The sequence below is a fragment of the Mycobacterium sp. genome (assembly GCF_049683355.1).
GTDB lineage: Bacteria > Actinomycetota > Actinomycetes > Mycobacteriales > Mycobacteriaceae > Mycobacterium.
Genome location: NZ_JBAUJB010000375.1, coordinates 11,866 through 29,604, shown reverse-complemented (window position 1 = coordinate 29,604; position 17,739 = coordinate 11,866). Strand labels below are relative to the sequence as shown.

Below are 17,739 nucleotides of genomic sequence, written 5' to 3'. Positions count from 1 at the left end.
TGATCCGCGCCGCACCGAACGGCCTGGTCTTGGCCAGGAGCACGAGTTCTTCGAGTGGCGTGCACTTCTCGACGGTGGTGGTGTCGTTGATGACCAACGGCCACAACCCGATCGAGTGGTGGATCTGGCTCCCCGGCGTCGGCCAGTCACGGTCCACCGCCCGCATCCGGCTGTTGCCCACCACCCACTGGGAGTACGTCCACCCGTCGGCGAGCAGGTCCCAGACCCATTGCACCGACGCCGTCGTCTCCCGGGTCACCGTCAGCGAGTTCTGCGCTTCGGAGGTGTTCAATGCCCCACCGTCTCCGCGTCGCGCCCCTCGCGGCTGCTCCGGTAGGCCAGCCGCCGCAGCCGCAGCAACCATTCCGGCCACAACTCGACACCTGGGGCGCTGTTGCGCACCGGATCGAACGCAACGTTGTCGTCGGGGTGTTGGGCTGCCGGCACGATGTCGGTGAGTGTCAGCCGCGCCAATGGCTCGAACGGCGCAGAGCCACCGGCCTGGTCGATGTCGAACTGCAGTCCGCCGCGCCCGATACCGTCGACGACGGTGTCCAGGGACAGCCCCGGTGCACTGTCCGGCGTGGTGAGGCGGGCACGGATCCACCACAGTCGGTCCCGGTAGCTCAACGGCATCAGGCTGGAGTACACCGCGTCCGACCAAGACGTGACCGGCCGCAGCAGCAGCCGGTTGGGCAACGTCGACGCACTGCCCACCCCCGCGGTGACCAGCAGCACGTCCCACGGACAGGCCCCGGGGGCCGTGGGCGGCATCCGCCACGCCAACCCGGCTGCGTCGGGCAGACTCCCGGGGATCCCGACGGCTTTGGAGACCCTGCCGACGACAGGCCCGGACTCCACGGGCAACCCCTCGCCGGGTGCGGCCACCCGCTCGATGGCGCCGTGGGCCAGCACCCCCGCAGGGTGGAACAACCGGCGGTGACGGATCGCGGCACCGAGTTCGAACGGCGCGCCGACGATTTCGGAAGCTTTCATGCGCGACGTATACCGCTGGGCATGAAGATCAAACCGGACAGTCGCAAGATCGGCCGTTTGGGCTGGTCGTGCAGCATTTGTCGCTATGATTCGCTGGTGCCGCCGAGCGCGCGGAGCACGGCCTCGTGATCCGTCGGCGGCCGAAGGAGAAGGTCGATGAGCACATCCGACGCTGCAGCCGTCTCACAGCCCCAACACGATGCCGATCGGGCGCTCAAGGCCAAACACCGGGCACTGTGGGCGTCGGGCGACTACCCTGCGGTGGCCGCGGACCTGATTCCCGAGCTGGGACCGCGCCTGGTTCGGGCCTGCGGCGTCCGGCCCGGACAGCGGGTGCTGGATGTGGCAGCGGGCGCGGGCAATGCCGCCATCCCCGCCGCCGCAGCAGGGGCCATCGTGACCGCCAGCGACCTGACGCCGGAACTGTTCGAGGCCGGCCGCCGCATCGCGGCGCGTTGTGGTGTGGAGCTCGAGTGGATCGAGGCCGATGTCGAAGCACTGCCGTTCGACGACAGTGGTTTCGACGTTGTCCTTTCCAGTGTCGGGGCGATGTTCGCACCTCACCACCAGGCCACTGCCGACGAGATGGTCCGGGTGGTCCGCCCGGGCGGAACCATCGGGATGATCAACTGGACGCCCGAAGGGTTCATCGGTCACCTGTTCGCGACGATGAAACCCTATGCTCCGCCGCCACCACCGGGAGCAACACCGGCGCCGATGTGGGGCGACGAGAACCATGTGCGAGAGTTGTTCGGCGACCGGGTGACCGACCTGACCACCCGCCGCGAGACCGTGCTGATGGATCATTGCGCGACCGCGCTGCAGTTCAGGGAGTACTGGAAAGCCAACTACGGGCCCACCATCGCCACGTATCGGTTCAACGAGGCCGACCCGGAACGGACCGCGGCGCTGGACCGCGACTTCCTGACCCTGCTGGAGACCTGGGACGAGGCATCGGAGCCGGACCGCACGGCATACTCCGCCGAGTATCTCCTGGTGATCGCTACCAAGAACTGAGGTGGCGCGCTACTCGTCCTCGGAGCCGTCGAACGGTGAGCCGTCGAGCCGGGTCACCCTGTCGCTGATCGGCCGCCGCGGCGTGGCCGGCAGCGGGTCGGCGTCGACGGGGGCCCATCCCACGCGCGTCAGCATCTGCGGGTGGTACCGGTCGTCGAAGATCTCCGACCGCACCATCGTGCGGGTTTCGGCCACCTCGAGCACTTCCGACACCAGACAAGTCGCCAACCCCCTGGCAGTTGCGGTGAGCAGTGCCGTGCTGGTCGCCTCCCCGGCGCGCAGCCTGCTCATGTCGTCGTCGCCGGGCGTCCCGAGAGCCAGCAGCACACCGTTGTCATAGGCGGCGGGCGCATACGGCGGTTGACTCAACCCGGCCCCGGCGAAAACCCGCGAGGGCACCGCCGCGGCCGGGTCGGTTTCCGGGGCGTTGCGCGCAGGCACCCCGACGGCGGCGGCGTGCCTGCCGCTCCACATCGTGAGCTCGTCGGCATAGCCGGAGTCGAGTGCGTGCTGCCACATCGCCTGGGTCAGAATGGCTTTGAAATCGGTGGTGGTTTCGACGCGGCGCAGCGACACGCCCATCCGGGCCACCCGGGCACCCATCCAGGCGATGTCGCCGAGGGCCACCGGTTGCGAGCTGAAGTTGCGTCGATCCGTGCGCCTCTTGGTGATCGCGGCGGCGAGCGCGATGTCGGTCTCCCCCGCTGTGTGGCGATGCAGGCTGATCGCGGCCAGATGGTCCGGCTCATCGGGATTCGGCAAGCGGTGAATGGTGGCGTACCAGCCCAATGCCGCCAACGCGATGGTGCCGTGATGGAGCGCGGCGCCGCAGCTGACGAGCAGATCGCGCCGGTCGGGATCGGTGTGCTCCAGGTGCAGAGACCGATCGGCGTAGAGGTGCAGACTGTGCGGCCCCACCCGCCAGAGCCACGGCTGGGAATTGTGCACCGAAGGTGCGCGGGTTGCCAACGTCAACGCCGCGCGGATGGTGTCGGCATCGGGAAACTGTGCGGCCATGGATGTGGGCTTCCTCTCTAGCACTGAACACTTCCGAGTGTGCTCCACACCGGAGGTGCCGGACAGAGACCGAAGTCCCGTCCTCACGGGGACCTTTGCCCGAGTTCCCTAACTAATGGTTACTTTGGTCCTTCGCACCAGGGAACAACGCCTCACAGGCCGGATGCCCGCCATTGGCTAGCGTGGCCGTATGAGCGATGAAGCCACCCAGCGGCCGGTGACGATTCTGCCCGAAAGCGAATGCTGGCAACTGCTCTCCCGCGCATCCCTCGGCCGGTTGGTGACCAGCGCCGACGGTGCGCCGGAGATCTTCCCCGTCAACTTCGTCGTCCAGCGCCGCACCGTGCTGTTCCGCACTGCGGAGGGAACGAAGCTGGTCAGCGCCGCGATCAACAAGGACGTTCTGGTCGAGGCCGACGACCACTCTGCGACCGAAGGCTGGAGTGTCATCGTCAAGGGGGTAGCGCGCAGCCTGCACACCGACGAAGAGATCGAGGAAGCCGAACGCGCCCAGCTGCTGCCGTGGACTGCGACGGTCAAGGACCACTACGTCCGGGTGCTTCCGACGCGGATCACCGGTCGCCGGTTTGGTTTCGGTGCCGAACCCGATCGCGAATTCACCGTGATCTGACCGGATCGCCTCAATGGTCAGGCCTGGGTGCCGTCCCGTTGCCGGAATGCGGCGACCGCCGTGGGTAGCGTCGGATAGATGTGCTCGTCGCCGATGGCGTCGAGGATCCCGGCCGCCTGCAATGCATCTCGGAGGTCCTGCTTGACCCGTGCCATCCCGAACCGGATGCCTCGCCGCGCCAGGTCGACACGCAACCGGTCCACTGCGTCGAGTGCCGTGAGATCGACCTCCGAGTTGGCCTCAGCGTTGAGCACAAACCATTCCACCGGTTGTGGGTAGGCCGCCACCGCCTGCAGCGCTCGCCTGCGGAAGTCTTCGGCGTTGGCGAAACACAGGGGGGCGTCATAGCGGTAGACCACCAGGCCTGGCACCAACTCCGCCTGCGGATAATCGTCGATGTCGTGCATGCCGGGCAGACCGGGGACAATACCGAGGACGCTGTCGTGCGCGCGGGCGACCCGGCGTAACAGGTCGAGGATGGACAGCGCCACTGCGGCCAGCACCCCGTAGAGCACCCCGAAACCCAGGACCGCCACGGTGGTCGCGAACGCGAGTATCAACTCGCTGCGGCGGAACTGCGCCAGGCGGCGAAACTCCGAGACATCGATGAGTTGCACCGCAGCGACGAGGACCAGCGCCCCCAACGCCGCCATCGGCACCGCCGACAGCAGGCCGCCCCCGAACGTCAGCACCAGGAGAACCACGGCCAGGGTGGTCAGCGACGCGAGCTGGGTGCGACTGCCCAGCGAATGGCTGATCGCGGTGCGGCTTCCGCTGGCGCTGACCGGGAACCCGGACGCCAGCCCCGCCCCGAGGTTGCAGACCCCCAACGCCCGCATCTCGGCGCTGGCATCGATCTCCTGACCGGTGCGGGCGGCGAAAACCCGTGCGGTCACGACGGCGTCGGAGAACGCCACGATCGCGATTCCCGCAGCAGGAAGCAGCAACGGTAGTAGATCGCCGAAGTGCAGCCCGGGGATTCCCAGCCCCGGGAGCCCCGAGGGAACGGGTCCGATCACGGTGATCCCGCGTGCCTGCAAGGAGAACAGCACGACGGCAGCCGACGCGAGGGCGACCGCGATCAACGGTCCGGGGATGTGCGCCTCCCGCTTCGACAACACGAGTTGCACCGCGACGACCGCGCTTGCCAGCGCGAGTGTCGGCCAGTGCACGTCGGCCAAGTGTGCCACGAATGATCCGGTCTGCCAGATGAATTCGTTTCCTGTCAACTCGGTGCCGGTGATCTTGCCCAGCTGGCCGGCGATCATCACCAGCGCGATGCCGGCCATGTAGCCGATGAGAATCGGTCGTGACAGTAGGTTGGCGAGAAAACCCAGTCGCGCTATCCCGCCCACCAGGCAGGTGACACCGACGAGCACGGCGAGCACGGCCGCCGAGGCGGCATAGCGGGTGTCGTCACCGCCGGCGATCGGCGCCAGGGTGGCGGCGGTCATCGCCGTGGTGCTGGCATCGGGTCCGACCGACAACTGCCGGGACGATCCAAGGACGGCGTACGCCGCGAGCGGCACCAGGGTGGCCCACAGTCCTGCGACCGGCGAGACCCCGGCGAGGGTCGCGTACGCCATCGCCTGGGGAACCAGATACGCCGCGACGGTCAGACCTGCCGTCAGGTCGGCGCGCAACCAACCCGTCTCGTACTGCTGGAACTGGGAAAGCCCCGGCAGCAGGAGGCTCACCCACGATCGCCGCGTCGCCGGCGCGGTCATGTCAATGGCGGACCAACAGCACAGAGCAGTCCGGGTAGCCCACGATCGGGTGGCAGTTGGGGACCTCGAGGTCGGCGAGGCGATCGGCGTCTGCCTGACCCACAACGGCCAACTGCACGCCCTGCGGGCCGTGATGCCCCGGGACGTAAGGACGGCCGCTTCCTGCGGCGACCATCTCGACGTGCACGTCGGGGAACCGCCGGATCCAACTGTCGACGCGCCTGTCGACCTGCCGCACGGTCGCCTCACGCAACCGACCTTCCTGCATCGCCAGGTGCACAACCGAGTCGTTGTCCGGTGCGTCGTCGAGGACAACCGAGATCACCCCGGGCTCGGGGGGCGGTCCCGCCGAGTCGGATCGGATGAGCGCGACCGTGCAGTGCGCGCGGGCGGCGAGCGCGGCGGCCGTCGGCCCGAACAGCCGGTCGGCCGTGCGGGCGCGCCCGGGAACTCCGATACAGACCATCAGCGCATGCCGGGATTCGGCGACGAGAACGTCGGCGACGTCAGCGGTGTCGCCGTCGACCCGCACCGACTCGACCCGGATGGACTTTCCGGTGCGCTCCGCCTCCGCCTCGACCGACAGCACCGCAGCCTCGACGGACGGCCCGGCGCCATGGGCCGCAGCAGATCCGTGGTGCCGGTCGTCGTCGGGGATCACCTGGACCACCCGAAGTGGCACGTCGCGGGACTCGGCTTCCGGGACCGCCCACCTGAGGGCGTTGAGGGCGTCCCGTGATCCGTCGAAGCCGACGACGATGGGCTTGTCGCTGTCCGCGAACAGCGCGTGAGCCGGGCGGGACTCGTGCGCAGAGCTCATGAATGCACGGTATCCCTGGCCGCGCCAACCGGTTAGGGACTTTGGTCGCTACCTGCCCGGGGAACGCCGTGCTCACGCAAGCGGTGCGGACCACCGCAACACCGTTCCGCCGCGCGGCGGGGATTCGATGCTGAACACCCCGCCGACGTCCTCGGCGCGTCCACGCAGGTTGGTTAGCCCGCTGCCGGTGATTTCCGCGGATATCCCCCGGCCGTCGTCACTGACCTCGATGCACAGGTCGTCCTCGACGACGACGTTGACCGCGAGGTTACTGGCCTTGGCGTGTCTGACGGCGTTGCTGACGGCCTCGCGGACAACTGCTTCGGCGTGGTCGGCGAGTCTCGCGTCGACGACGGACAGCGGTCCGACGTACTGCACGGTCGTCCGCAGATCCGCACCGGCGAATTGAGCGACGGCCTCGTCCAGGCGCTGGCGCAGCCGGGTGACGCCCGACGAGCCGCCGTGCAGGTCGAAAATCGCGGTGCGGATCTCCTGGATGACTTCCTGCAGGTCGTCGACACAGCCCATGAGCCGCTGCTGCACCTCGGGTGCCCGTGCCCGTGGGATCGTTCCCTGCAGTGCCAGTCCCACGGCGAACAGCCGTTGGATCACGTGGTCGTGCAGGTCACGGGCGATGCGGTCGCGATCTGTCAGGATACTGAGCTCGCGCATCTGGCGCTGGGTCCTCGCCAGCTGCCACGCCAGCGTCGCCTGGTCGGCGAAGGCAGCCATCATGTCGAGCTGCTCTTCGGTGAACGGCTGCCCCCCAACGGGCCGAAGCGCGACGAGGACACCGGCGACGGAGCCGGTGGCGCGCAGCGGCAGTACCAGCGTCGGGCCGGCCAGCACCCCGTCGCCGGTAAGGTCGAACGTGTCGAACCGGGCCGAAGTCCGCTGCACAAACGCTGAACCGACCACGGTCCCCTCCACCGGGATCGAGTACAGGTCCGTGACCGGGCCTTCGCCGGCGGTTGCCGAGACCACGAGTTCCGTGGTCTCGCTGACCGGCAGCTCGGGATCTTCCGGAACCGCCACGAACGTCACCTTGGCGCCGCTGAGCACCAGAGACGCGTCGGCGACCAGGCGGAACACCGTGGCAGGATCAGTTCCCGACAACAGCTCGGTGCCGATGTCGCGGGTGGCCTCGATCCATGCCTGGCGCATCTTGGCCTGCTCGTAGAGCCGGGCGTTCTCGATGGCGATGCCGGCCGCCGCCGCGAGCGCCTGCACCAGTACCTCGTCGTCCTCGCTGAACGGCTGCCCGTCTGCCTTCTCGGTCAGGTAGAGGTTGCCGAACACTTCGTCGCGAATCCGTACCGGCACCCCGAGAAAGGTACGCATCGGCGGGTGGTTGGGTGGGAAGCCCACAGAGGCGGCGTGGTGGGAGATGTTGTCCAGCCGGATGGGCTTCGGGTCGTCGATCAGCACACCGAGCACGCCGCGGCCCTCGGGGAGGTGCCCGATCTTCTCGCGGGTCTGTTCGTCGATGCCCTCGTAAATGAACTCCATAAGTTCATGGCCGTACCCGCGGACGCCCAGTGCCCCGTACCGTGCGTCGACAAGGTCGATGGCTGTGTGCACGATCGTGCGCAGCGTCTCGTCCAGCTCGAGCCCTGCGGTGACCACCAGCATGGCTTCGACCAGGCCGTCGAGACGGTCCCGCCCCTCGACGATCTGCTCGACGCGGTCCTGGACCTCTTTGAGGAGCTCGCGCAACCGTAATTGAGACAGGGTGTCCCGCAGCGGCGGCATCCTGGCTTGCGGCCCCGCTTCGCTTCTGTCGGTCACGACCCCCATGGTCGCACCACTGGAAGCCACAAGAAAGGTTTCGGGACGGCTTCCTGCCCTTGATGACGACATCCGGTGCGAGGGTCCAAGGTCCTCGCAGGGCTGCGCCCGAAGTTCCCTATCGGCCAGGGGGCCGTAAGACCACCATGTGTCAATGACGCAGACGCGGTGGCTGGTGATGGAGCCCCACGGCGGGGAGTCCTCCGCCCCGTATCGCACCCGGCTGGCGGGCGCTGGACGCCGTCTTCCCCCGACCCATCTGACCACGTCGGAGCTGATGTCGCGGACCCGCCATCACACCCACATCGACCTCGAACGGCTGACGGGGATCCACGAGCGCCGGGTCTCGGTCGGCGACGAGGACTCCTACAGCCTCGCCACGGCCGCGGCTGTCGACTGCCTCGACCGGGCACAGCGTCCCGGCTCATCGGTGGACGTCGTGATCAGCTGCAGCATCACGAAGTTCCACGGCGGTCTGACGCAGTGGCTGGAGCCGACGATGAGCCGCGCCGTGGCCGACGCGATCGGGGCGCAGAACGCGATGACGTTCGACGTCTCGAACGCCTGCGCAGGAATGCTCACCGGCGTCACCATCGCCAACAACTGGATCCGCCACGGTGTGGTGGAACGCGCACTGGTGGTCAGCGGCGAGTACATCTCCCAGCTGGGCCAGAACGCGGCGCGCCACATCCGCAACATCATGAGCAAGGAACTGGCATCGCTGACCCTCGGCGACGCGGGGCTGCGCTTCTGCTGGAGAGGGCCCCCGCAGGATCGGACGGGATTCGGCGCGCCGGCTTCACCACCGTTGCCGACTACAGCCGGTTGTGCGTCGGCTATCCCAAGGGACACGAGCCCGGCGCCCGAATATTCAACGACGCCAGAGGGATTCACCGAGCAGCGATGTCGAACACCCCCCTGCTGCTTCACGAGGTGCTGGACGCCGCGGGCATCTCGATGCCCGACATCGATCATGTGATCACCCACCAGACCTCGGCACGGGCGATCCGCAAGGGCATGGCCGAACTCTCGGCATCGTTCGGGGAGGGGCCCCGGCACGACGCCGTGATCACCGTCGACCGCTACGGAAACACCGCGTCGACGACGCACACGGTGGACCTTGTCGAAGAGCTCGAAGCCGGCCACATCCTGACCGGGGAGACGATCGCGCTCATCGCACTGGCGTCCGGGCTGGAGATCGGCGTCGTACTGGCAACCTTGGACAAGGAGCTGGTGGACCGGTATGGGCACCGTCATTGATCGCGTCGCCGTCACCGACGGCGGCTGGCGAACCCGCCACAGCGCACTCCGGCTGGCGGTCAACTCCGTCAGGGACTGCCTGCACGCCGCCGGACGCAATCCCCACGACGTGGACCTGCTGATCAATGCCGGGATCCACCGGGATCGGAACCTCGGCGAGCCCGCGTTGGCGGCGATGATCCAGCAGGACGTCGATGCCAACCCCGAGGATCCGCATGCAGGCGCACACGGCACGTTCTCCTTCGACGTGGCCAACGGAACCTGCGGGGTGCTCACCGCGCTGCAGATCGTCGACGGCTTCCTGAGATCACACACCGTCGGGTGCGCGGTGGTGGTCGCCAGCGACGCCAATCCCGGACACGGGATGAGTCAGGATTTTCCGTTCTCCCCCGCCGGGGCGGCCCTGTTGTGCGACTGGGCCGAAGATGACTACGGGCTCGGCCCGATCCGCTGGGTCAGCGCTCCGGATGCGGGCGAAACCTTCAACGCCACAGTCGGACTCGTCGACGGTCACAACGTGCTCCGCTTCTAGGCGTCGGAGTCGAAGGACGAGAGGTTCGCCGCCACAGCGGCACGGGCCGCGCAGGAGTGCCTGCGCAGCTCCGCGCTCGGGCTCGAGGACTTCGATGCGATCGTGGCCGCCCCGGCACAGCGCGGGTTCCGCGCCGCCCTCGCCGACCTCCTCGGCGTGTCCGGGTCGCGCATCGTCGTCGCCGAAGACGCAGGCATGCACACTGCTTCGCTGGCTGCGGCGTTCAACCGGGCGTCGGGCGGGGTCCGCCGGGGCGGTCGCATCCTGCTGGTCGCTGCCGGCGCCGGGATCACCGCCGGCGCCGTGGTGTACCGCTTTGCGCCGGATCAGGTGTGAACCGCGTCGACGTCCTCTGCGTCGGGAACGATCCCGAAGAAGCGTTCGACATCATCCCGACTGCAGGCGGCGGTTCCGGGCGTCAACAGCATCGCGGCGCCGGCGGCGATCCCGAACCGCACCGATTCGGTCAATGTCCAGGACCGGCTCAGGCCGACCACGATCGCGGCAACCATCGCATCGCCGGCCCCGACACCGCTGACCGCCCGGACCGGCACCGCCGAGAAACGCTGGCTGTGCAGCGGAGTTGCCAGCAGAGCGCCCTGGGATCCCAGCGACACCACGACAGCTTGCGCGATCTCCCGGTCGACCAACTCGTGGGCTGCCACCAATTGCTCCGCCTCAGTGGTCAGCTCGCGCCCGACGCATTCGCGAAGTTCACGCAGACTGGTCTTGAGCACGAACACGCCGTTCCTGATGTGAGTGAGCCCACCGCCCGAAGTGTCCAGGATCAGCAGCGCGCCCATCGGCCGGCATACGTCGGCCACCCGCTGGTACCAGTCGGGCGGGACGCCCGGCGGCAGGCTTCCGCTGGCCACCACGAACTGTGCCGAGGCTCCCGCACCGCGCAGTTCGTCCAGACACTGCGCCTGTTCGGTGAACTTGAGCCGCGGCCCGGGGAGCACAAAGCGGTACTGCTTGCCGGTGCTGCGTTCGTCGACGGTGAAGCTCTCCCGGGTCGGTTCGGCGATCTCGATCTGCTGCAGCGGCACGCCGGCGTCATGGACGAGGCGCGTCAGCAGGTGGCCGGTGTGCCCGCCTGCAGGAAACACAGCCGATACGGAGGCGCCCAGCACGTGTGCGATCCGGGCGACGTTGATCCCACCGCCGCCCGGATCGTATCGTGCAGCCGCGCAACGCAATTTGTCTGTCGGTCGGACGACGTCGACCTCCGTGGTGATGTCCAGTGCCGGGTTCATCGTCAGGGTGACGATGCTGGGTGACGGCAACGATGACATTGCGCTGGTCTTCCGTTCGTTGGTGGGGTTCCGCGGCATCACAGTCCCGTCGGATAAGTCTCTGGCGTCTCACCCTTCGACCACGTACTCGTCACCTCGAGCGGCTCCAGTGCCCGCGTCCTGTCGATGTGGATGATCGCGTCGAACTGTTCACCTGGCCGCACATGATAGTAGTGGCTCTGTCGTTCGGTCGCAGGCAGATAGATGACACCGATCGCCCGCCCCAAGCGGACGCCGTCCAGAGGCTCGCTCACCGCGTGACTGATCGCTGCGGACACCAGGAACTCCGGTCTGCCCGTCTCATGGAACAGTTTTTCGACGCTGCCGTTGAGCGTTGGCCGGACGAACTTGCGTTCGGCGATGCCGCCCCATTCACTGGCTGCGGTCACCGTTCCCTGATACGTCGTGAACCCGATCAGTCGGGTGTCCTCTCCGAAGTGCTCCCGCGCCAATTGCCCCAGCGTCAGCTGCCCGTCACCGCCCACCTCGGTGGCCCTGGCATCCCCGACGTGAGAGTTGTGCGCCCACACCACGATCCGGGCCGGCTCTGACCCGCGGTGCCGGTCCAAGTGGGCGAGCAGCGCGTGCAGCGTCTGCGCCATGTGCTGGTCACGCAGGTTCCAAGACGTGACACGGCCGCCGAACATCGCCCGGTAGTACACCTCCGCGTCGCGGACGGTCTGCGCGTTCTGCTGAGCGTAGAACACCTCATTCTCGGCGAGCAGGCCGTCGCGACGCGCGTATTCCAGTGCGTTGCTTTGCATCTCGACGAGTTGCTCGATCGCCTGACGTTCACAGGACAGGCCCGCGCCGAACGCTGCGGCGAAGCCGTAGGCCTGACCGTCGTCGGCGGAGGTGTGGTCGAAACATGCGTACCGGGCCCGTGCCCGCGCCGCCGCCCGCGGGTCGACGTTGTCGAGGTAGCCGATGACTTCCTGCATCGACCGCTGGAGGCTGTAGAGATCCAGTCCGTAGAAGCCGGTCTGGCGTCCTCCGTCCTCTCGACGGTGCCGGTTGTGGGTGTGCAGCCAGTCGACGAAGTCGCGTACGACGACGTTGCGCCACATCCAGGCGGGGAACCGCTCGAATCCGCTCAGCGCCTCATCGGGGGTGGTGTCGTCGCCCAGTCCGCGGACATAACGGTTGACCCGGTAGGCGTCTGGCCAGTCGGCCTCGGCGGCAACGGCACAGAAGCCCTTCTCCTCGATGAGCCACTTCGTGATCGCCGCCCGCGCCTCGTAGAACTCATGGGTGCCGTGGGAGCTCTCGCCGATCAGCACGATTCGCGCGTCACCGATGATCTCCTCGAGTGCCTCGGTCGGCGGTACGCCACCCGGCGCGTCAACGGCGGCCCGGTTCACGACCGCTGCGGGAGTCTGTTCGATCGGGGTTGTCGCGGCGGCGGCACCCACCGTCGGTGTGGCGAGGTATTCACGGACCTCCTCGTCGCTGACCTGTTTGAAGTTCCAGTAGGATTCCTCCACCGCGAGGAACGGCGTGGGCATCGTCGCGCACACGACGTCGTCGACGAGACCGGCGAACTCCCGGCAGGTCGACTCCGGGGCCGCAGGCACCGCGATCACGATCTCGGCCGGTTCGGCCTCCCGCAACGCTTGTACAGCGGCCAGCATGCTGGCCCCGGTGGCGAGTCCGTCGTCGACCAGAATGACGGTCTTACCGGTGACGTCGATCGGGGGGCGCCCACCCCGGTAGGCGGCTTCGCGCCGGATCAGCTCCCGCCCTTCGCGTTCGGCGACGTCACGCAACTGCTGCGGCGAGATCCGCAGCGCGCGCAAGATGTCGTCGTTGACGACGACCCGTCCGCCACTGGCCAACGCCCCCATCGCGAACTCTTCGTGACCAGGTGCTCCCAGTTTGCGCACGATGAAGGCATCCACCGGAACCCCCAGGGCCGCCGCCACTTCCCACGCGACGGGAACGCCGCCGCGCGCGAGCCCGAGCACGACCACGTTTGGGCGGCCGCGGTAGGCACCGAGCAGGTCGGCCAGGACGCGTCCGGCTTCCCGACGGTCGCCGAACACCCGCCTCGGCGCTCGTTGGGTGTGGTCCTGCATGCGGGTCATGGTTGTCGCTCCTGTGAAGGATCCGGGGCGTCGAAAACGCCCAGACCGCAGATCGGCTATTCCGCAGAGTCGACCGCGACGTGCTTCTCGGCGGGTGCGGCCGCCTCGGCGACGGGGACCGTGACGGTGAGGATGCCCTTGTCGTAGCTGGCCTTGATGGCATCCTCGTCTGCACCCGTGGGCAGCGTGACCGATCGTACGAACGATCCGTACGAGAACTCGGACCGCCCGTTCGACTCCTTCTTCTCGCTGCGTTCGGCCTTGATCATCAGGACGCCGTCGCGCACCGTGATGTCGATGTCTTTGGCGGGATCAACCCCTGGGACCTCGGCACGAATCTCGTAGCTTCCGTCCTTGGTCTCGTGCTCGACCCGGATGATGTGGCTGCCGAGGGCCGGCCGCAGGCTGGCCCACGACGGAAACCCTTCGAAAAGCTCGGACAGCTCCGGAAAAAACGCCCGACGGTGGTGGTGTTGAACAGGAAGATTGGTCATGATGTCCCCTCAGATGGAATGTGTGCACCTCGATCCGACCACGTGCCGACTGCCATCACTAGGGACCGAAGTCCCGGCGGATGGAGTAGTTGGTCTGCGCTGGACGGTATGCACCGTGACCGGCGCGCGGCGTGGCGATCGGCCACCATTTGAGGGACTACCGGCCCTAGTTCACCGGCTCACGTGCTCGCAGAGTGAGTTCATGACTGGAAACCTGGCACGGGTCGCTGCCGCGGCTGCGTTAGTCTATGCGGCGCGCCGCTACTACCGCAACTGGGGCACGACCAAGGAAGAGTGCGCCATGCACCTTCCCGGTGACGAGCTGATCCGCCGCCCCTCGGTCCAGTCCACCGAAGGCGTGTGGATCGACGCGCCGCCGTCATCGGTCTGGCCATGGCTGGTGCAGATCGGCCAGGAGCGCGGCGGCCTCTACAGCTTCGAGACGATCGAGAACCTGATCGGCCTGGACTACGACACCGCCAATCGCATTCATCCGGAGTGGCAACGGCTGACGCCCGGTGACACGATCCGATTCGCACCGGACGGTTGGATGGGTCTGCGCCACGGGCTCACCCTGACCGTCGAGCAGGTCGTCGACCAGAGCACCCTCGTGTTGCGCGGCAGTCCGCCGGGATTCCCCTGGGAGACCGTGTGGTCCTTTCATCTCCTACCCCGCTGGCAGGACCGCTGCCGACTGCTGGTCCGCACCCGCACCAGGCTGCGGCATCCCGGGGAGGTCCTGGGCGTCGAACTGGCCGGTCCGTTGACCTCGATGATCACTCGGGGGTTGCTGCTCGGGATCAAGCGCAGAGTCGTCGAAGTCGCGATGCCGAACCACGACCCGGCGACCGAGGTTCTCGGGGGGCCGCTGATCGCCGAACCGGTTCCCCTGCACCCCCGGCGGGCAACCGGCACCCGATAGCCACAAGGGCAGGCTTAGCCTTAGAAACGGATCAGGCCCCGCAGGTTCACGCCGTTGTGCAGTTCTCCAGGGCATACTCCCAGGTGATCAGCTCGTCGAGTTTCAGCTGCCCGGCGCGATGGAGATCAAGCATCCGTGGTATGTCGTGGCGCGGGTTCGACGACCCGAAAAGTGGCGCCTTAAGCTCGTCGTCGGTCATCTCTCTATCCACGGCACCGGCGAACAGTTCGAGGCCACTGCGGCCCGCCCGTGCCAGGTATGCACGCGGTCAGGCTTCACCGTCGGCCAGCGCCAGCACCTCGTCGAAGCCGGCAACGAGGCACTCGAAGAACACCTCGTAGTCGGGGATCGCGCCAGTGTCCACATCGATACCCAGCGTGCACACGTCGACGTAGGTCAACAGCGTGACGTTCACCGCCGAACCGGCGGTCGGGCCGAACCCGTACTGGGTCAACACCTTTGCGCCTCCGAGGAACACCGGCACCGGGATCCCCGGAACGTCACTGCACAGGAAGTCGACGTTGCGCAGGATCGAGCCGATGTACCACCGCGGCATCATGTTCAGCGCACCGGCGATCCACTGCGTGTAGGGCACCGACTTCTCGTGACGAACCCTGGTGGTGATGTCGTGGATCTGTCGGATCCGTTCGGCCGGATCGGCGACGCCGACCGGCACGTCGAACCGCATGATGGTGATGCGGTTGCCGCCGATCTCGTCGCCCTCTTCGCGCAAGCTCATCGGCATCGTCAGGTGCAGGTCGCCGACCGTGACGCCGTGCTTATTGTGGTAGCGCCGCAACCCTCCGGCGACGCCGGCGACAAACGCGTCGTTCAGTGCGCCGCCCCCGCAGTGCGCCGCGGCACGAAGTCGGGGAAACGGGACCTCGAGCACGCCCAGGCGGCGAACCAGGCTGCGGTCGGTCATCAACGGTGAGCCGGTCCGGTTCACCGGACGCACCGTCCGGTAGACCGACGCGGCCAGCCCGGCGGCCGACGAGACGGTGTCCACCGGCCGCAGAATGCCCTGCGTGACCAGCTTGGGCGCCGCTTTCAGCGCACCCATCAGCGCGTTGCCCACCACACGGGCGTCGTAGCCCGCGGTGTCGCGATAGCCGCTCAGCCACGGCGGCGGTGGCACCTCGGGTAACGCCGCAACCGGCCCGTGCCGCTCGGGAGCCTCGGACAGGTCGAAGGGGACCATCCCGATCTGAACCCCTCCGACTCCGTCGGTCAGCGCGTGGTGGAACTTGAGAACCATTGCCGCACGATCGTTTTCCAGGCCATCGATCAGCGTGGCCTCCCAGAGCGGACGTGCACGGTCGAAGTCCTCCATCGCCGCGACCCGTGCCATTTCCAGCACGGTGTCGATCGTGGCGGGTGCAGGCGCGGTGACCCTTCGCATGTGGAAGCCGAGATCGAAGTCCGGCGCGTGTTCCCATCTCGGAGGCGCGGGCGACGGGGAGGGCACGACTCGCTGGCGCAACATCGGTACCGCGCGTGCGATGTCCTCGAAACGGCCACGCACCTCATCCCAGTCCGGCGATCGGTCGAGGACGATCACGGTGACCACTGTCGAGCGCAACCGGGGATCGGTTTCCATCGCCCACGTGAACGCATCACTGTTGCGCATGAACTCCGCCATCAGCGGTCGCCGTTCACTTTGGCCAGGTACCGCACCGCATCCTCGATTCCGCGGGCGAGGGCGTCGACGTCGGGGGCACTGTCGAAATCGGCCGTGATGCCGAAGGAGAACCGGCCGGCGTAGCTGAGCATCGCGATACCGGTGCGCAGGTGAAGCGCGATCGGTGGTATCGGCAGTATCTCCACCACCTCCCGGCCCAGCACCCGTTGGCGGCCGCGGGGGCCGGGTACGTTGGTCGCCAGCGCGGTCACCGACTTCTGCGGCAGTCGAGTGAGGAGCCGAATCGTCCACGCCGAGAGCGCAAAAGGAATATTCCCGGCGGCGGTGACCATGGCGCTGGCGCCTTCCCGTTGACCGCTGCTCTTGGCCTCGGCGAGCCTTTGGTGCACGATTTCGAGCTGCTTGACGGGATCGGGTTCGTCGACCGGCAACAACGGCAGCATCGCCGATACCCGATTGTCGGTAACGTCGAAGTGGTCCGCCGAGCGCATCGACACCGGAACCAGTGTGCGCAGCGCGTGGGACCCCGGCGATTCACCGCGGCGCAGCAGCATGGACCGGTAACTGCTGGTGATGGCAGCCAGCGCCACGTCGTTGAGGGTCACATCGAAGTCCCGGCACACGTCCTTCATGACGGACAGGTCCACCATCGCCGCACTGTAGCGGCGCATCCGGGTGACCGGGCCGTTGAGCGAGGACTCCTGGCCCGCGCTGAGCACCCGGGCGGTCAGCTCGGCCGCCCCCACAACGGCGTGTTCCGCGGCGCTGGTGGCGGTGAGGCCGGCACGCCACACATCACCCGCCCAGCTGACCGGGCTGAGCCTCGGGCGCAGCAGGTGCAGGATCGAAGGTCCTGTGTCCTGTGCCGCGCGGATGTTGCCGGCGAAGGTTTCACCGGCGCCGTCGTCGCTCAACCTGGCCAGCATCTGCGCGGTAGCGATGCCGTCGGCGATGCAGTGGTGGATCTTCATCAGCGTCGCCCACCGACCCTCGGCGAGCCCTTCGATGATCCAGCACTCCCACAACGGGCGCTCACGGTCGAGTCTCTGCTCCATGATGTAGCCGACCATCGAGAACAGTTCGGCGTCGTCACCCGGGTCCGGCAGGGCGAGGTGGTGCACGTGGTGGCCGATGTCGAAGTGGGGGTCGTCCACCCATCCCGGCGCGCCGAGGTCGAAGGGCTGGGTGTGCAGCTTCTGCGTACAGCGCGGAATGCTCTGCGCCCGTTCGGCGAACGCTGCCACGAGCTCGTTGTAGCCCGGCGCCGGCCCCTCGATGATCGACACGGCGCCGACCGCGAGGCTGACGTGTGGATCGGAGTCCTCGGCCTCGAGGAAGCTCGCGTCAAGCATGCTCAGGCGCTCCATACAGTGACCGTGCACTGCGGCACACGCGCCCGGCAGGGTCGCAAGTCCTCAATCCGCGGGAATAACGTCGCACGGACCGTCACACCTGTCTGAAAAAACCCGGCCGCCGACCATCGTCCGGGTCGCATCAGCCATCGGGCGTGTTCC

The 17,739-nt window shown here is 67.6% G+C and carries 15 protein-coding genes and 2 pseudogenes; 5 read left to right on the top strand and 12 right to left on the bottom strand.

Annotated features, from left to right (window positions below):
- Together WA944_RS21545 and WA944_RS21540 are read right to left on the bottom strand one after the other, a co-directional pair.
- Positions 1-292, bottom strand: a 292-nt coding sequence (locus WA944_RS21545) for an SRPBCC family protein (RefSeq protein WP_526647325.1), incomplete at its 3' end; no start/stop codon positions are given.
- Positions 289-996 (bottom strand): phosphodiesterase, encoded by a 708-nt coding sequence (locus WA944_RS21540; protein ID WP_526647324.1) that lies wholly within the window; start codon positions 994-996, stop codon positions 289-291. The genes WA944_RS21545 and WA944_RS21540, both read right to left, overlap by 4 nt.
- A 156-nt stretch (positions 997-1,152) precedes the next feature.
- Here WA944_RS21540 and WA944_RS21535 point away from each other — a divergent pair, with 156 nt between their 5' ends.
- Complete coding sequence (locus tag WA944_RS21535; protein ID WP_526647323.1) at positions 1,153-2,013, top strand: methyltransferase domain-containing protein; 861 nt, start codon at positions 1,153-1,155, stop codon at positions 2,011-2,013.
- A 9-nt stretch (positions 2,014-2,022) separates the two neighbouring features.
- On the opposite strand, the gene WA944_RS21530 is transcribed toward WA944_RS21535, so the two are convergent.
- On the bottom strand, positions 2,023-3,030 hold the full coding sequence (locus WA944_RS21530; RefSeq protein WP_526372536.1) for an Acg family FMN-binding oxidoreductase: 1,008 nt from the start codon (positions 3,028-3,030) through the stop codon (positions 2,023-2,025).
- Positions 3,031-3,220: 190 nt separating this feature from the next.
- Between WA944_RS21530 and WA944_RS21525 the strand changes: the two genes are divergently transcribed.
- The gene (locus tag WA944_RS21525) at positions 3,221-3,661 is read left to right on the top strand and encodes a pyridoxamine 5'-phosphate oxidase family protein (protein WP_526372535.1); all 441 of its coding nucleotides are present in this window, start codon (positions 3,221-3,223) and stop codon (positions 3,659-3,661) included.
- Positions 3,662-3,678: 17 nt separating this feature from the next.
- Here WA944_RS21525 and sulP read toward each other — a convergent pair whose 3' ends face one another.
- The 3 genes from sulP to WA944_RS21510 all read right to left on the bottom strand — a co-directional run bounded on the left by sulP (position 3,679) and on the right by WA944_RS21510 (position 8,005).
- Entirely contained in the window at positions 3,679-5,388 is a 1,710-nt protein-coding gene (gene sulP / locus WA944_RS21520; RefSeq protein WP_526608040.1) for a sulfate permease, read from the bottom strand.
- A gap of 1 nt (position 5,389) precedes the next feature.
- A complete protein-coding gene (locus tag WA944_RS21515) occupies positions 5,390-6,208 on the bottom strand; it encodes a universal stress protein (RefSeq protein WP_526608043.1) in 819 nt (272 codons plus the stop codon).
- Between the two features lie 72 nt (positions 6,209-6,280).
- Entirely contained in the window at positions 6,281-8,005 is a 1,725-nt protein-coding gene (locus WA944_RS21510) for a GAF domain-containing sensor histidine kinase (RefSeq protein WP_526371049.1), read from the bottom strand.
- Positions 8,006-8,150: 145 nt separating this feature from the next.
- Between WA944_RS21510 and WA944_RS21505 the strand changes: the two are divergent.
- Together WA944_RS21505 and WA944_RS21500 are read left to right on the top strand one after the other, a co-directional pair.
- Positions 8,151-9,256 (top strand): annotated as a pseudogene (locus WA944_RS21505) (3-oxoacyl-ACP synthase III family protein).
- A pseudogene (locus tag WA944_RS21500) lies at positions 9,240-10,124 on the top strand (3-oxoacyl-[acyl-carrier-protein] synthase III C-terminal domain-containing protein). Before WA944_RS21505 ends, WA944_RS21500 begins: the two co-directional pseudogenes overlap by 17 nt.
- On the opposite strand, the gene WA944_RS21495 reads toward WA944_RS21500, so the two are convergent.
- Genes WA944_RS21495 through WA944_RS21485 form a run of 3 tightly spaced genes read right to left on the bottom strand, consistent with a single transcriptional unit; the run spans position 10,115 to position 13,661 of the window.
- Positions 10,115-11,074, bottom strand: coding sequence for a 1-phosphofructokinase family hexose kinase (locus WA944_RS21495; RefSeq protein ID WP_526371047.1), 960 nt, complete (start codon positions 11,072-11,074; stop codon positions 10,115-10,117). The pseudogene WA944_RS21500 and the gene WA944_RS21495 overlap by 10 nt on opposite strands.
- Positions 11,075-11,121: 47 nt before the next feature.
- Positions 11,122-13,167: an erythromycin esterase family protein gene (locus tag WA944_RS21490; RefSeq protein WP_526371045.1), complete on the bottom strand. Its 2,046-nt coding sequence runs from the start codon at positions 13,165-13,167 to the stop codon at positions 11,122-11,124.
- Positions 13,168-13,223: 56 nt separating this feature from the next.
- Positions 13,224-13,661, bottom strand: coding sequence for an Hsp20/alpha crystallin family protein (locus WA944_RS21485; protein ID WP_526371043.1), 438 nt, complete (start codon positions 13,659-13,661; stop codon positions 13,224-13,226).
- A 202-nt stretch (positions 13,662-13,863) separates the two neighbouring features.
- Here WA944_RS21485 and WA944_RS21480 point away from each other — a divergent pair, with 202 nt between their 5' ends.
- Positions 13,864-14,583, top strand: a complete 720-nt coding sequence (locus tag WA944_RS21480; protein ID WP_526371041.1) for an SRPBCC family protein — start codon at positions 13,864-13,866, stop codon at positions 14,581-14,583.
- Between the two features lie 46 nt (positions 14,584-14,629).
- On the opposite strand, the gene WA944_RS21475 is transcribed toward WA944_RS21480, so the two are convergent.
- From WA944_RS21475 to WA944_RS21465, 3 genes are all read right to left on the bottom strand, one after another.
- Positions 14,630-14,782 carry a hypothetical protein gene (locus WA944_RS21475; protein WP_526371039.1) on the bottom strand — a complete coding sequence of 51 codons (153 nt, stop codon included), beginning with the start codon at positions 14,780-14,782 and terminating at the stop codon, positions 14,630-14,632.
- Between the two features lie 69 nt (positions 14,783-14,851).
- Positions 14,852-16,225 carry a wax ester/triacylglycerol synthase domain-containing protein gene (locus tag WA944_RS21470; protein WP_526608058.1) on the bottom strand — a complete coding sequence of 458 codons (1,374 nt, stop codon included), beginning with the start codon at positions 16,223-16,225 and terminating at the stop codon, positions 14,852-14,854.
- A complete protein-coding gene (locus WA944_RS21465; protein ID WP_526371035.1) occupies positions 16,225-17,592 on the bottom strand; it encodes a WS/DGAT/MGAT family O-acyltransferase in 1,368 nt (455 codons plus the stop codon). Before WA944_RS21465 ends, WA944_RS21470 begins: the two co-directional genes overlap by 1 nt.
- Positions 17,593-17,739: the final 147 nt, after the last annotated feature.